The 13,016-nt window shown below is 75.7% G+C and carries 14 protein-coding genes; 3 read left to right on the top strand and 11 right to left on the bottom strand.

Annotated features, from left to right (window positions below):
* Positions 1-84 precede the first annotated feature (84 nt).
* Both Dvina_RS21205 and Dvina_RS21200 read right to left on the bottom strand, forming a co-directional pair.
* Complete coding sequence (locus Dvina_RS21205) at positions 85-465, bottom strand: cyclic-phosphate processing receiver domain-containing protein (protein ID WP_223104201.1); 381 nt, start codon at positions 463-465, stop codon at positions 85-87.
* Positions 462-833, bottom strand: coding sequence for a winged helix-turn-helix transcriptional regulator (locus Dvina_RS21200; RefSeq protein ID WP_246656351.1), 372 nt, complete (start codon positions 831-833; stop codon positions 462-464). The genes Dvina_RS21205 and Dvina_RS21200 overlap by 4 nt, the downstream gene beginning before the upstream one ends.
* Before the next feature lie 65 nt (positions 834-898).
* Here Dvina_RS21200 and Dvina_RS21195 point away from each other — a divergent pair, with 65 nt between their 5' ends.
* Complete coding sequence (locus Dvina_RS21195; protein WP_223104199.1) at positions 899-1,504, top strand: NADPH-dependent F420 reductase; 606 nt, start codon at positions 899-901, stop codon at positions 1,502-1,504.
* A 37-nt stretch (positions 1,505-1,541) separates the two neighbouring features.
* Here Dvina_RS21195 and Dvina_RS21190 read toward each other — a convergent pair whose 3' ends face one another.
* Complete coding sequence (locus Dvina_RS21190; protein WP_223104198.1) at positions 1,542-1,949, bottom strand: DUF1257 domain-containing protein; 408 nt, start codon at positions 1,947-1,949, stop codon at positions 1,542-1,544.
* 98 nt (positions 1,950-2,047) lie between these two features.
* Positions 2,048-3,649, bottom strand: a complete 1,602-nt coding sequence (locus Dvina_RS21185; protein ID WP_223104197.1) for an Hsp70 family protein — start codon at positions 3,647-3,649, stop codon at positions 2,048-2,050.
* Between the two features lie 22 nt (positions 3,650-3,671).
* Here Dvina_RS21185 and Dvina_RS21180 point away from each other — a divergent pair, with 22 nt between their 5' ends.
* Positions 3,672-4,208, top strand: coding sequence for an NUDIX hydrolase (locus Dvina_RS21180; RefSeq protein ID WP_223104196.1), 537 nt, complete (start codon positions 3,672-3,674; stop codon positions 4,206-4,208).
* Here Dvina_RS21180 and Dvina_RS21175 read toward each other — a convergent pair.
* From Dvina_RS21175 to Dvina_RS21145, 7 genes are all read right to left on the bottom strand, one after another.
* A complete protein-coding gene (locus Dvina_RS21175; RefSeq protein WP_223104195.1) occupies positions 4,198-5,166 on the bottom strand; it encodes a hypothetical protein in 969 nt (322 codons plus the stop codon). The genes Dvina_RS21180 and Dvina_RS21175 overlap by 11 nt on opposite strands.
* 57 nt (positions 5,167-5,223) lie before the next feature.
* Positions 5,224-6,957: a hypothetical protein gene (locus Dvina_RS21170; RefSeq protein ID WP_223104194.1), complete on the bottom strand. Its 1,734-nt coding sequence runs from the start codon at positions 6,955-6,957 to the stop codon at positions 5,224-5,226.
* A gap of 191 nt (positions 6,958-7,148) precedes the next feature.
* Positions 7,149-8,801, bottom strand: coding sequence for an AAA family ATPase (locus Dvina_RS55230; protein ID WP_223104193.1), 1,653 nt, complete (start codon positions 8,799-8,801; stop codon positions 7,149-7,151).
* Between the two features lie 24 nt (positions 8,802-8,825).
* Positions 8,826-9,386: a 4Fe-4S cluster-binding domain-containing protein gene (locus Dvina_RS21160; RefSeq protein WP_223104192.1), complete on the bottom strand. Its 561-nt coding sequence runs from the start codon at positions 9,384-9,386 to the stop codon at positions 8,826-8,828.
* On the bottom strand, positions 9,377-9,589 hold the full coding sequence (locus Dvina_RS21155; protein ID WP_223104191.1) for a DUF2997 domain-containing protein: 213 nt from the start codon (positions 9,587-9,589) through the stop codon (positions 9,377-9,379). The genes Dvina_RS21160 and Dvina_RS21155 overlap by 10 nt, the downstream gene beginning before the upstream one ends.
* Complete coding sequence (locus tag Dvina_RS21150; protein ID WP_223104190.1) at positions 9,562-10,533, bottom strand: carboxymuconolactone decarboxylase family protein; 972 nt, start codon at positions 10,531-10,533, stop codon at positions 9,562-9,564. The genes Dvina_RS21155 and Dvina_RS21150 overlap by 28 nt, the downstream gene beginning before the upstream one ends.
* The gene (locus Dvina_RS21145) at positions 10,530-11,966 is read right to left on the bottom strand and encodes an MFS transporter (RefSeq protein WP_223104189.1); all 1,437 of its coding nucleotides are present in this window, start codon (positions 11,964-11,966) and stop codon (positions 10,530-10,532) included. Before Dvina_RS21145 ends, Dvina_RS21150 begins: the two co-directional genes overlap by 4 nt.
* A gap of 83 nt (positions 11,967-12,049) precedes the next feature.
* On the opposite strand from Dvina_RS21145, the gene Dvina_RS21140 reads away from it, so the two are divergent.
* Entirely contained in the window at positions 12,050-13,015 is a 966-nt protein-coding gene (locus Dvina_RS21140; protein ID WP_223104188.1) for an Lrp/AsnC family transcriptional regulator, read from the top strand.
* Position 13,016: the final 1 nt, after the last annotated feature.

Genomic DNA, 13,016 nt, shown 5'->3' with positions numbered 1-13,016 from the left:
CTCCCGTCGGCGCCGCAGTGCGGTAAAGCCACCGTACGGGGATGCGTCAAGGTCGATGCCCGGCCCGGCTGCGGCCGGTGGTGCTCAGGTCGTCGCGGTCGGGTCGCCGCGGTACGCCACGTCCGGGGAGCCCGCCGCGAGCCGCACACGGTAGCCCCAGCGCCGCAGCGCCTGCGCCATCGTCGCGGCGCCGGCGGGGTTGGCGGAGTGGATGTTGACCACGCCGATGTCGAACGGGTGCTCGTCGAACGCGGCTCGCTCCAGGACCTCCACGACCGGCCAGATCGTGTCGGCGCCGCCGAGGTCGTGGTCCAGCCACAGCTCGTCGACGCGCCGGCCCCGGTACCGTTCCAGCAGCGCCACGCCGGCGGCGCTGGTTCGGGCCACCGCCGCGGTCCGCCCGTCCGCGAACGAGCGAAGGTCGTCGATCAGCAGGATCCGGGGCTCGTCGTCAATGCCGGTCATGATCGCACGGTCACCCGGCCCGCGGCCCGCTCCTGCGCCTCGAGGACCGCGTCGCCGTACCGCAGCGCCCACTGACCCATCGCCCGCATCGGCTCGAGCAGCGCCGCCCCGATCTCGGTGAGCGCGTAGTCGACCCGCGGCGGCGCCTCGCTGTACTCCCGCCGGAACACGAGCCCGTTGCTCTCCAACCGCCGCAGCGCGTCGTGCAGCACCTTCGGCTTGATCCCACCGATCCGCGCCACGAGCGCACTGGGCCGCATCGGCCCGCCGGCACCCAGGGTGAAGACCACGACGCTGTCCCACCGGTTCGCCAGCATCTCGAACGCCAGCCGGGCCCGGCAGTCAGCGGTGTAATCGTCCTCGTCCACCGTTCGATTCTGCCCCGCCGACGGACACCAAACGGTGTGCATCGGGCCGCCTAGCGTGAACAACCATGAAGATCGGCATCATCGGTACCGGAGCCATGTCCACATCCCTCGCCGGCGCCTGGACCCGCGCCGGCCACGACGTCCTCGCCGCCGGCCGGACCTCCCTGCGCACGGCGGCCAGCCACGGGGACCTGATCCTGTTCGCCGTCCCCGCCGCAGCCGCCCCGGGCATCGCCGCGGAGCTGGCCGACGACCTGGCCGGACGAACCCTCCTCGACTGCACCAACCCCATCGCCCCCGGCCCGGCCGGCCCGCTGCTCACCGTCCCCCCGGGCTCGTCGACAGCCGCCGCGCTCGCGAGCGCCGCACCAGGAGCCGCTGTCGTGAAGGCGTTCAACCTCTGCCACGCCAGCATCTGGACCCTCGACCCCCCGGTATTCGAGGGCCTCCCCCTGGGCGTCCCGTACTGCGCATCGGCCCAGGAGGCCGCCGCCCGGACCGCCGCCCTCATCACGTCGATGCAGTGCACCCCCGTCCCCTGCGGCGGCCTGGACCGTGCCCCCTACCTGGAGGCCACAGCCGCCCTGGCCATCGGCGTCTGGTTCGCAGCCGGCTCGCCCCGCGCAATGTTCCCGCCCATCGCACAGGTGCCGGCCGCGGACCCGCAGTAGCCGCACAGCACCCCGACAGCCAAGCGCACCGGAGGGGTTAGGCGGTGCGGCGTAGGAGGAGGCGGATCGAGCCGTCGGGCTGGTGCTCTTCGCCGGTGACTTCGAAGCCGTTGTGTTCGGCGTAGTGCAGGGTGGCGGCGCGGCCGTACTGCTGGGTCAGGCGGTGCAGCCAGGCCGTGTCGTGGCGGCGGCGGTCGAAGTCGCTGATGACGGCGTCGAACGTGCCGTCGGCGGTGCGGCGGAAGCCGATGTCGTTGCTTGCGCCGCTGATGTACGCGCGGCGGACGATGACCTCGGCGGTTTCCGGGCGGCGGTCGCCCTGGTAGCCGAACAGGGTCGTCGGCTCGTCGTGGCGTTCGGCGTTCGGGTAGCCGACGGCGGCCAGGGCCTCGACCAGCAGATCGGCGTCGCGCAGGGCCGTGCGGACGCGGGTGAAGTGCGACATGCGAAGCCTCCCGAAAAACAGCCGGCGAAACGTGACCGACGAAGAGCAACCAGGCGAAGGAGGAACGGAGCAGAGCAGGACGGACGGAGGGGAAACGGCTAGGCCAGCCGGACCACCGGGCGGCGGTCCAGGAGCCAGATCTTGCGGTCCAGGTCGAAGGCGGACACGGTCAGGCGTTTCTGCGAGTCGATGCGGAAGTCCAGGAGGAAGCGGTCGGCGCCGGCCTCGGCGGGCGGGTCGGCCTCCAGGAACGTCGGGCTCTCCTCGTTGAGCCACAGCGTGCTGCGCTCCTGGCGCTGCTGCGCGCTGATCGGCGTGGCCCGGGCGCCGCCGGTGCGGTCGAAGACGATCTCCAGGTCGGCGCCCGCGTCGCGGTAGGTGGCGTGGGCGAGTTCGTAGACGGCCAGGCCGAGGCGGCGCTGGCCGGAGCGGACGCCGCGGATGGTGAGGGACTTGACCGGCTCCTCGGTCGGATACGGGGTGCCCGCGGCGACGAGGGGTTCGAACTCGTAGCCGCCGGTCTGCTGGTTGATGTGGCGGATGGCGTAGTCGTGCTGGATGTGGTCGTGCAGTTCGCGGCCGCCGGCAATGGCCGCCGCGCCGAGCGCTACCGCTTCGAGGGGGCGGTCGAGGTGCAGGACGCCGGGCTCGAACTGCAGCCGCAGCAGATCCTGGACGGCGGGGATCAGGCTGGTGCCGCCGACGAGGTACACGCGGGCCAGGTCCCCGGCCGGGTAGCCGCGCGCGGCGGCGGCGTCGAGGACCCGGCGCAGTGTCCGGTTGACCCGGCCGAGGAGGTCCTCGTCGCGCAGGAGCCGCTCCAGGTCGGCCCGGCTCACGTCGAGCGGCCGGCCGGCGCCCGCCACCGCGATCCGTACCGCATCCTGGTGGCTCAGCGTCGTCTTCGCCTGTTCGGCCTGGGCGAGTACCACCGCAAAGGCGGTGTTGTGCTGCACCGGATCGCGGGGAGCGCCGCCCGCGCGGTCGAGCAGCCAGCGGGCCAGCAGGGCGTCGATGTGGTTGCCGCCGAGGTCGGCCCCGGCCTTGGCCACGACCCGGACGGCGGCACCACCGGCGGCCTCGTCCGGGTCGCGCACGACGACCACGGAGACGTCGAGCGTGCCGGCGCCGAAGTCGAACACGGCGAACGCGTCGCCGGGGGTCATCCGGCCACCGTGGCCGACGGCCGCGGCGGTGGCCTCGTCGACGACGCGGAGCCGGGCCTGGGGCAGGTCGCGGCCGACCTCGGTGACGAGCCAGTCGCGGTAGCTGTCGAAGGTCTCCACCGGGGCCGTCGCCACGATCTCCAGGTCGTCGGCGCCAACGGCGAGGACCGCGAGGGCGGTGACCCCGCGCAGGAAGTCGGTAGCGGCCTGCCGCCCGGTGATCGGCCGCCCGCCGACGGTCCGCGGCACGTCGGCGACCCGCCCGGAGAGGTTGCTCTTCATCGACCGGAAGACAGTCCCGCCGGGCCCGGGGTCGGTGAGCCCGCCGGCGCCGAGCGCGGTCGTGACTCGGCCGTCCGCGCCGATGCGGTATCCGACCACCGACGGCACGACCCGCTGGAGCAGGCCCGGGACGGGCTCGCGGACCACGTCGTAGCCGGGCAGGGGGATGGGCTCGGCCCGCTGCCCGGCCGCGTCCCACCCGGCGACCACGGTGTTCGCGGTCCCGAAATCAATCCCGATGCGCGCGGTCACGCCCTCAGGATAGGTTTCGACGGTGCTTTCCGATGCCCTGGACCGGTTCCGCCCGGTCGATGCCACCGAGGCCGCCGACGTGGCGCGGCTGCGTGACCTGCTCGCCGGCGGCGGCGACGCGTGGTCGCGGTCGACCCCGCTGCACGTGACCGCTTCCGCCCTGATCGTCCATTCGCCGTCGGCCCGGGTGCTGCTGCGCTGGCACGCCCGGCAGGAGGCGTGGCTGCAGGTCGGCGGGCACGGCGACCCGGGTGAGACCGACCCGCTGGACATCGCGCTGCGGGAGGGTGTCGAGGAGACCGGACTCGCCGACCTGAAGCCGTGGCCCGACCCGGCCGAGGCCGCGATCGTCCACGTGGTCATCGTGCCCGTGCGGGCCCGCGGCGACGAGCCGGCGCACGAGCACGCCGATGTGCGATTCGTGCTGTCGACGAGTACCCCCGAGGCCGCTCGTCCGGAAAAGGCGGATGCACCCCTGCGCTGGCTCACCGTCGGGGAGGCGCTGGAGCTGGTGACCGAGGCCAACCTCCGCGAGACGCTGCGCCGCATCACATGGTGAGCCCGCCGAGCTCGATCTCGTCGCCGTAGCGCAGCCGCAGGCAGTCCCGCAGCAGCTCCAGCAGTTCGCGCACGGCGGCGGGCGGCCGGCTCGTGCTCAGGTATCGCTCCAGCACCCCGAGCTCGGCCGGGGTCAGCTCGCCCAGCGGCCGCTCCGGCAGTTCGCACAGGTCGACGACCCGGCTGCGGCCGTCCGGCAGCGGCGCCAGGGCGACCGGCGGGGCGAGCCGGATCAGGTCGAACGTGGCCCGGTCCAGCCGCCCCGCGTCGGCGCCGGCGAGGTGGCGGACCAGGCGGGCCTCGGTCGGGGACTCCGGCCGCCACCCGCCGAGCCCGCGCGCCGCCTCCGCCGCCTGCGCCACCGGCAGGCTCCACAGCAGCCCGGCCCGCCCGGAGCCGGCCGCCGGACCGCCGCCGACGACGAGCGCCGGCTCCACCCCGGCCGCGGCCATCGCGGCCAGCACGGGTCGGCGGTCCGCGAGCCCGGGCCGCTCCAGCGCGGCCCGCAGCGCACTGCCGTCGGGGTCCTCGGCGTGGTACTGCTCGATCTGCCCCGACACGAGCAGCAGCACCGCGGCCACGGGCTTGTCCACCGAGGCGAGCGCGTGCGCGGCGCACCACGCCGCCAGCCCCGGCCGCCCGGGTGCGCGCAGGCACAGCTCCTCGAGCCGGCCGGGATGGTGGTCGAGGATCCGCTGGCGGGCCGGCGCGGCCACCGGGTGCCCGTCGTCCCGCGCGGCCGCGGCGAGCAGCTCGTCGGCGCTGAGCGCGGCCAGGCAGTAGCCCTGCACGGCCCGCCACAAATCACGATCCGGCATTGGTACCGCGAGCAGCGAGCGCCACACCACCTCCCGCAGCTGCGGCCCGCCCTCCCGGTCCAGCAGCCACAGCAGGGTCACGACCGCCGCGCGGTCCCCGGCCGCGGCCCGGCCGACAGTCACCCGCAGCGCCGCGTTCACGGCCCCACCCCGATCACGCTGGCGCCGCCGCCGTCGTGGCCGCCCGCGGGGCGCCGCTCAGGCCGGTGCATGGGCGCCCCCGAGTGCGATGTCCTCGTCACCCGGCCGGACGCCGAGGTCGCCGAGGCTGATCTCCGTGTCGAGGCGGGCCAGGGTGCAGGCGTGCAGCAGCGCCATCGCGGCCCGCACGGCCGGGGTGCCGGCACCGGCGGTGACGGCGGCCGCAAGGCGGGTGACGTCGCCGGGGCCGACGTCGCGCATCGGCCGGTTGAGCAGGTGCGGGCCGGGCGTCGGCCGGACGGTCAGGGCGCCGGCGCGGTCGGCGGCGACCCGGCCGGCGGCGGCTGTCACCCGGGCGCCGGCGAGGTGCTCGGCGTGCGGCGGCGGGGCCGCCGGCCGGCGCGGGTCGACGACGCCGACGACCCGGCGGTTGCGGCTGTGCAGGGCCAGCAGGCCGGTCCCGTCGAGGACGTCGATGTCCATCCCGCGGTGCCGGCTGACGCCTTCGCGGTGCAGCCGACCGGCGGTGAGGCGCAGCCAGACGATGACGGCGGGGAGCCGTTCCGGCGGCCGTTCGCGGGTGGCGGCCGACAGCAGCACGGCGAGCCCGTCCGCGGCGTGGAACGCGACGCCCATGAGCCCGACGCCGACGAGCTCGGGTGGGGCCAGGTCGGCCGGGCCGCGGTGCTGGACCTCCCGGCCGTGCCCGTCGAGGACGATCAGCTGTTCGTGGGCGAGGATGGCCAGGTGTGCACCGTCGGGCGCCGCGGCCAGGCGGACGAAGTGCCCGCCGCGCTGCCGGTGCCGGGCCGTGATGCGGGTGGCGGTGCCGAGCACGACCAGGCCGTCGCTGCGCAGGGCGGCGAACCCGTCGCCGAGCCGGGCCACGGACCGGTAGTCGCCGCGCGGGTCGAGGGTCCGGCGATGGCCGCCGGCGTAGCCGCCGATGCCGTGCGGGTCCACGGCGATGATGGTGTCGCCGGCGTGGACGAGCAGCCGCGGCCCGTCCCGGCGGCGCCCCGGCCGGGCCCGTCCGGGATCGTCGGGGTCGTAGGGCACCGCGTAGTGGCTCAGCGCCCGCCCGGTGTCGATGTCCCACTCGGTGATGGCCGGCTCGAACACGCCCTTGCGCGGCCCGTACTGCAGCCCGGCGAGCCGGGTCCCGTCGCCCGACAGGGCCAGCTCTGCGAAGCCGGCGGGCAGGGCGGGCACCTCGGCGGCGGCCCGGGCCATGACGTCCGGGTCGGCCGCGGCGAGCCGGTCGAACACCGCGGCCGCGGCCGGGCCGGGCGGCCGCCAGTCCCCGAACGACCGGACCGCGGCCACGGCCTCGGTGACGGGCATCTCCCAGAGCAGCCGGGCGGCGGCGGCCCGGTCGGGGCCGGTGGCGACGGTGGCCGCGTCGAGGTGGGCGGCGGACATCGCGGCGATGAGCCGGCGCCGGACGGCGGGGCTGACGTCGGCGAAGGCGCCGCGGAGCAGGTGCCCGGCCGGGTCGAGGGCCTCGTAGCGGGGCAGGTCGCCGCGCAGCAGCAGGTAGGCGGCGTAGACGGTGTCGCGCTGCGGGCGCAGCGCGTGCTCGTCGCACCAGGCGGCCAGGCCGGGCCGCTCGGTCGCCAGCAGGCAGAGCCGCTCGACGGCGGCCGGGTCGCCGGCCGCGAGGACCCGCCGGCGGGCGGGCTCGACCGCGGGGTGCCCGTCGTCGCGCCCGGCCGCCTCCTCGGCCCGGGCCGGGTCGTCCAGGACGGAGCCGGAGACCAGGCTCCACAGCTGCGGGTCAGGGTCGGCCACGGCGAGCAGGACGGGCCCGAGCGCGGCGAGCAGCTCGGGGTCCTCGGCGCGGCCCCGCCGGTGCAGGGCCCGGCGGGCGACCGCGGCGGCGCCGGGGTCACCGGCCCGCAGGCCGTCGAACAGCGGCGTCCAGGGCCGCTCGGCGTACCTCTTCGGCAGCCGGGCGGCCAGCCACGCGACCCGGACCCGGTTCAGTGCAGCTCACCGCCCCAGCCGTCCGGGTCCCGGAGTCCGTCGCCCGGCCGGTTCGGGTCCCGGGGCCCGTCGCCCGGCCGGTCCAGGTCGAGGTCCAGTTCGAGGCCGGGGCCGCGGCCGCTCTGGTCGCGGCGGTCGGGGGCGGTGGAGGCGGGCTGGGCCCGGCCCTGGCGCAGCCAGGCGCGCAGGTGCTCGATGACTTCGCGCTGGGAGCGGCTCAGCGGGACGGTGCGCAGCAGGGCCTCGGTGAGGTCGGCGGTGCGCACGTCGCGGTCCTCGGCGAACGCGTGGTACATGGCATCGATGACGGACTGCTCCAGCTCGGCGCCGACGAACCCGTCGGAGATCTGGGCGAGGTGGTGCACGTCGAACGCCTCGGGGTCGCGGCGGCGCTTGCGCAGGTGGACGGCGATGATCTCGCGCCGTTCCCGCTCGGTCGGCAGGTCGAGGAAGAACACCTCGTCGAACCGGCCGCGGCGCAGCGTCTCGGGTGGCATCGCGGCGACGTCGTTGGCGGTGGCCACGACGAACACGGGCGCGGTCTTCTCCTGCATCCAGGTGAGGATGGTGCCGAAGACCCGCTGGGAGGTGCCGCCGTCGAGGCCGCCCGCGGCGAGGGCCTTCTCGATCTCGTCGATCCACAGCACGCACGGTGCGACGGTCTCGGCGAGCTGGATCGCCAGGCGCACCCGCTCCTCGGACTCGCCGACGAGGGAGCCGAACAGGGCGCCGACGTCGAGGCGCAGCAGCGGCAGCCGCCACAGCCCGCCGATCATCTTCGCGGTGAGGCTCTTGCCGGTGCCGGGGATGCCGATGAGCGCGAGCCCCTTGGGGGCGGGCAGCCCGTAGGTCGTCGCCTCGGCCGAGAACGCCCGCTCCCGCAGCGTGAGCCAGCGTTTGAGCGCGTCGAGGCCGCCGACGTCGTCGGGGCTCTCCTCGACGGGGTGGAACTCGAGGGCGCCGCTCTCCCGCACGACGGCCTTCTTCTCCTGCAGGACCGTGTCGAGTCCCCGGTCGTCGAGGGCGCCGTCGCGGACGATGGCCTTGGCGAACGCCCGCTTGGCCTGCGCGACCGTCAGGCCCAGGGCGGCCTGGGCGAGCTTGGCCCGGCCGGGCTCGCCGAGCTGGGTCCGCACGCCGGCGGTGCTGTCGATCAGCGCATCGAGCTCGGCGCGCAGCTGCGGCGCGGTGGGCAGTGGCAGCTCGACGACGACGGCGTCGTTGCGCAGCTCGACGGGGACGGTGCGGGTGGGCGCGATGACGATGAGGGACGCGCCGGTGTAGACGAGCTGTTGGGCTAGGGTCTTGAGCTTGCGCCGGATGCGCGGGTCGCGGGCCCAGAACTCGTGGAAGTCCTTGAGCACGTAGAGGTCGCGCCGGTCGGGGCTCTTGGCCGCCAGTTCTTTGATCTTGTCGAGGGCGGTGCCGGGGTCGCCGGTCTCGGGCAGCGGCCGGTGGCCGGCGGGCGGCCGGGCGGCGGAGGTGAAGTGCTCGGCGATGTCCCACACGACGAGGTCGGCGTTCGGGTCGCGCTCACGCCGGACGTCGTCGAGGATCTCGACGGCCCGCTGCTCCTCGATCGTGACGAGCACGATGAGCGCGACGCGGGCGCGCAGGTACAGCCGGATCTCGTCGCCGACGCCAGCCACGTGCCGTTCCTCCCCGTTGTCCGTTCAGCCGATCGTCGGCGCCGTCATGCCGGTGATCGTCATGGTCCCGTCGGCCCCGACGATCACCTCGAGGTCGGGGACGCCGTCCAGGTCGCTGTGCCGGTACCGCTCCGTCCGCCACCAGTACGTCTTGTTCGCCGATCCGCGCAGTGCCCCGCCGAGGTGCGCCTTGCGCTGGTAGCGCCCGGCCACGACCAGGTCGGCGTCGGCGACGGCGCGCAGCCGGGCCGGTGCGGCTTCGATCTCCCGCCGCGAGTAGCCGGTGAGGATGATCAGCCCGAGCCCGGCCCGGCGCAGCCCGGCGCCGAGGGCGGCCACGCCGTCCGGCTGTTCGAGGGGCTCCCCGCCGGTGAGCGTGACGCCCTCGATCGGCTCGGCCGCGGCGACGGCCAGCAGCTGCGCGACAGTGCGGCGCGCGGTCCCGGCGGCGTGGGTGCCGGGGTTGAAGCAGCCGGCGCAGCCGAGGGAGCAGCCCTGCACCCACACCGTCATCCGCTCGCCCGGCCCGTTGGCCCGGCTGCGCGCGACGACCGCGTGGATCAGCAGCGATGCGGTCAATGCCACAGCCGGTTCTGCTCGTCGACAGTCGTGTCGGCCTCGGTCTGCACATAGGCGTCGGCGGTGAGCTCCTGGGACTCGACCTCGCCGCCGAGCAGCCCGACGAGCTGGTCGGTGCGCTCGACGCAGGCCGTCCCGTCGACCCCGGTGACGTGCATCTCGACCTTGCCGTCGGGCCGGATCACGACATCGACGATCTCGTCTGCCATGGGGCCAGTCTCGCACAGCCGCGCATCCACTCCGGCCCCTGTTTGCCGGCCAGGTGCGCCACCGCCGTGAACGCCCCGTAGGCGAGCACCCGGACCAGTTCCTCGTCGCCGCGCGGCCCCACGGTGCTGCGCCAGGCGGCCACCGCGGAATCGGTCAGCCGGTAGGGCGCGAGCGCGGCGAGCACCGCCAGCCGCGCCCCCGGCCGCTCCTGCTCGGGCACCGCGGCCAGGACGTCGGCGGGCCAGCCACCGAGCGGCGGGTGCTCGCCCCGCCAGCCGCCGACCACCTGGTGCAGGACCGCCCGGGCGGTGTCCCCGAGCAGGTCCGCGCCCCGCTGCGCGATCCGCGCGAACTCGTCCCACGCCGCCGCGATCGGCGCCGGCCCCGCGGTCACCGGCCGCCGCACCGTCCGGGTCAGGGCGAGCCCGGCGGCCCGCCGCGCCGGCGCCCGCAAGGCCCCGCCGGGCAGCGGCGACCCGGGTCGCAGCGCGTCGACCATGCGGTTGATGAAGTGGTTGGCGAGGGCGGTCCCGACGTATTCGGGGGCCTCGTGCGCCGGGAACGGCCACGGGTCCGGCTCGGCCGACCGGGTCGAGCGGGCCCACGCCACCACCGGGTCCGGTGTCTCGCCGCGCAGGACGGCCGCGGCGAGGTCGTGCTCGCCGGTGGCGTGCAGCATGGCGGCGTGGGCGTCGATGCAGAACGGGCACCGGTTCGCCACCGCGACCGCCGCGGCGACCGCCTCCTTGCGGGCCCGGGGGACGGTCCCGGCCAGCAGCGACTCGCGCAGCAGCGTCCACAGCGCGGCGTGCAGGTCGGGTGCGGGGGTGAGGTGCGGCGCGAAGCGCGCGCCGAGCTCACGGGCGGAGGCGGCATACACCGCGGCCACCGATCCGGTGGCGGATCGCCGGGCGACCGGGGTGACGAACCGGTATGGGGTCATGCGTCGATCGTTGCCGTTCGCGGGTCCGCCGTCGTCAGCCCACGGTCGTCACTTTCCCGTACGACCGTGGTGGTACGCAGCAGCGTGAGCACGGCAAACCCGCCGACGAAGGCGATGGCGGCGCTGACGGCGAAGATGCGGTCGAGGCCGTCGGCGAACGCGGCCGGCGACGCGCCGCCGCCCAGGACGTCACCGGAGGCGCCGGCCAGGACCGTGGCGAAGACGGGCAGGGCGAGCGCGTAGCCCAGCTGCCGGAACGTGTTCGACGCGCCGTTGGCCATGCCCGCACGCGCCGGCGGTACCACTGCCAGGGTGGCGGAGGCGATGACGGGCGTGCTCAGGCCGACGCCGACGCCCACGACCACCAGGGCCGGCACCACCGCCGGCCAGCCCGACCCCGGGCCGATGAGCAGGCCGAGGGCGTCTCCGGCGCCGATGAGCAGCAGGCCGCCGCCGATGCTCAGGCGCGCCGGCACGCCGTGCAGCAGCCGCCCGCCGGCCCCGGCCACGACGAACGCGACGACGGCCATCGGCGCGAGGACCAGCCCGGCGTCCATGGCGTCGAGGCGCAGGACCGTCTGGGCCCACACGGACACGAACACCAGCCCGGCGAACGCCGACGCGGTGAGCGCGGCCGCTGCGAGCATCAGCACGGAGAAGGCGCTTGAGCGAAACAGCCGCAGGTCGAGCATCGGCTCACGCCGGCGCAGCTCCACGGCCACGAACCCGAGCGCCGCCAGGCCGCCCAGGACGAGCGCGGCGACGGTGAGCCGGTCGCTCCAGCCGGCGTCGCCGGCCCGGATGAGGCCGTAGACCAGCAGGCTCGCGGCGGCGGTGAAGCTCACGACGCCGGGCCGGTCGGGGCGCCCGGCGCCGCGCGGCCGGGTGTGGCCGGTGACGTGCCGGGCCAGCAGCAGCGCGGCGGCCGCCACGGGCAGGTTGACCAGGAAGATCGCCCGCCAGCCGATGTGCTCGGTGAGCAGGCCGCCGAGGATCGGCCCGGCCGCGGCGGCGGCGCCGTTGGCCGCGCCCCAGATCCCGAACGCGACCGAGCGGTCCCGGCCGGAGTAGGTGAGGCCGAGCAGCGCGGCGTTGGTGGCGTACATCGCGGCCGCGCCGAGGCCCTGCACGCCGCGGGCGGCGATGAGCGAGCCGGTGCCGGGGGCGAGCCCGCACGCGAGGGAGGCGGCCGCGAACACGACGAGCCCGGCCACGAACACCCGGCGGTGCCCGATCCGGTCGGCGAGCGAGCCGGCCGCCATGAGCAGCGCGGCGAGGACGAGCACGTAGAGGTCGACGGTCCACTGCAGCGCGGCGAACGACGCGTGCAGGTCCCGGGCCAGGGCCGGGGCGGCGATGCTGACGATCGTGATGTCGATGAGCAGCATCAGGGTGCTCAGCGAGACCGCGAGCAGGGGAAGCCATTTGCGCATGCCGTCAGCGTGCGGCCGCTCGGACGCACCGACGACTACTCGCCGCGCTCCGGCGGATTCCGTCGCATTGGTACCGTGATCCGGTGGATCCACTCACGCTCGACGACCTGGACCGGCGCATCGTCCACGCCCTGCAGGTCGACGGGCGCGCCCCGTTCAGCCGCATCGGCGAGGTCCTGGGCGCGTCGGACCGCACTGTCGCGCGCCGCTACCGCCGCCTGCGCTCGGTCGGCGCGGTCCGCGTGGTCGGGCTGCCGCACGCGGCGGCGATCGGCCACGTCGACTGGCTGATCCGAATCCGCTGCACCCCCGACGCGGCCGTCCCCCTGGCCACCGCGCTGGCCCGGCGCGCGGACACGTCCTGGGTGCTGATCCTGTCCGGGGGCACCGAGATCTCGTGCATCACCCGCACCCGCCGCCACGCCGACGACGGCGAGCTGCTCCTGCAGCGCCTCCCCCGCTCGCCGAAGGTCACCGCCGTCACCGCGTACTGCGTCCTGCGCGGCGTCGCCGGCCTCGACGGCTGGCCGGGCCGCACGTCCGCCCTCGCCCCGGCGGAGATCGCGGCGCTGACACCGGCCCGGCCACCGGCCCGCCCGGTGACGCCGACTCCGGCCGACAACGCCCTGCTGAGCGCCCTGGCCCGCGACGGGCGCGCCGACTTCCCGGCCCTGGCCCGGGCCACCGGCTGGTCGGAGACGACGGTCCGCCGCCGCCTGGATGAACTGCAGCAGAGCGGGCTGTTGTACTTCGACGTCGATGTGGAGCCCGCCCTGTTCGGCTACCACGCGGAGGCACTGCTGTGGCTGACCGTGGCCCCGGCCGCGCTGACCCCGGTGACGGGCGCGCTCGCCACCCACCCGGAGATCGGCTACGCGGCCGCGATCACCGGCCCGGCCAACATCTCGGCCACCGTGATCTGCCGTGACCTGGACGCCCTCTACGACTACCTGGCCGACCGGGTCGGCTCCCTGCCCGGTGTCACCGGCGCCGAGACCTCGCCGGTGGTCCGCCGGCTCAAGAACGCGGGGACGCTCCTGGTGCCGTGAT

Source organism: Dactylosporangium vinaceum, from assembly GCF_019904175.1.
Classification (GTDB): Bacteria; Actinomycetota; Actinomycetes; order Mycobacteriales; family Micromonosporaceae; genus Dactylosporangium; species Dactylosporangium vinaceum.
The sequence above is the reverse complement of the archived record's forward strand: the minus strand, read 5'-3'. Positions and strand labels throughout refer to the sequence as shown.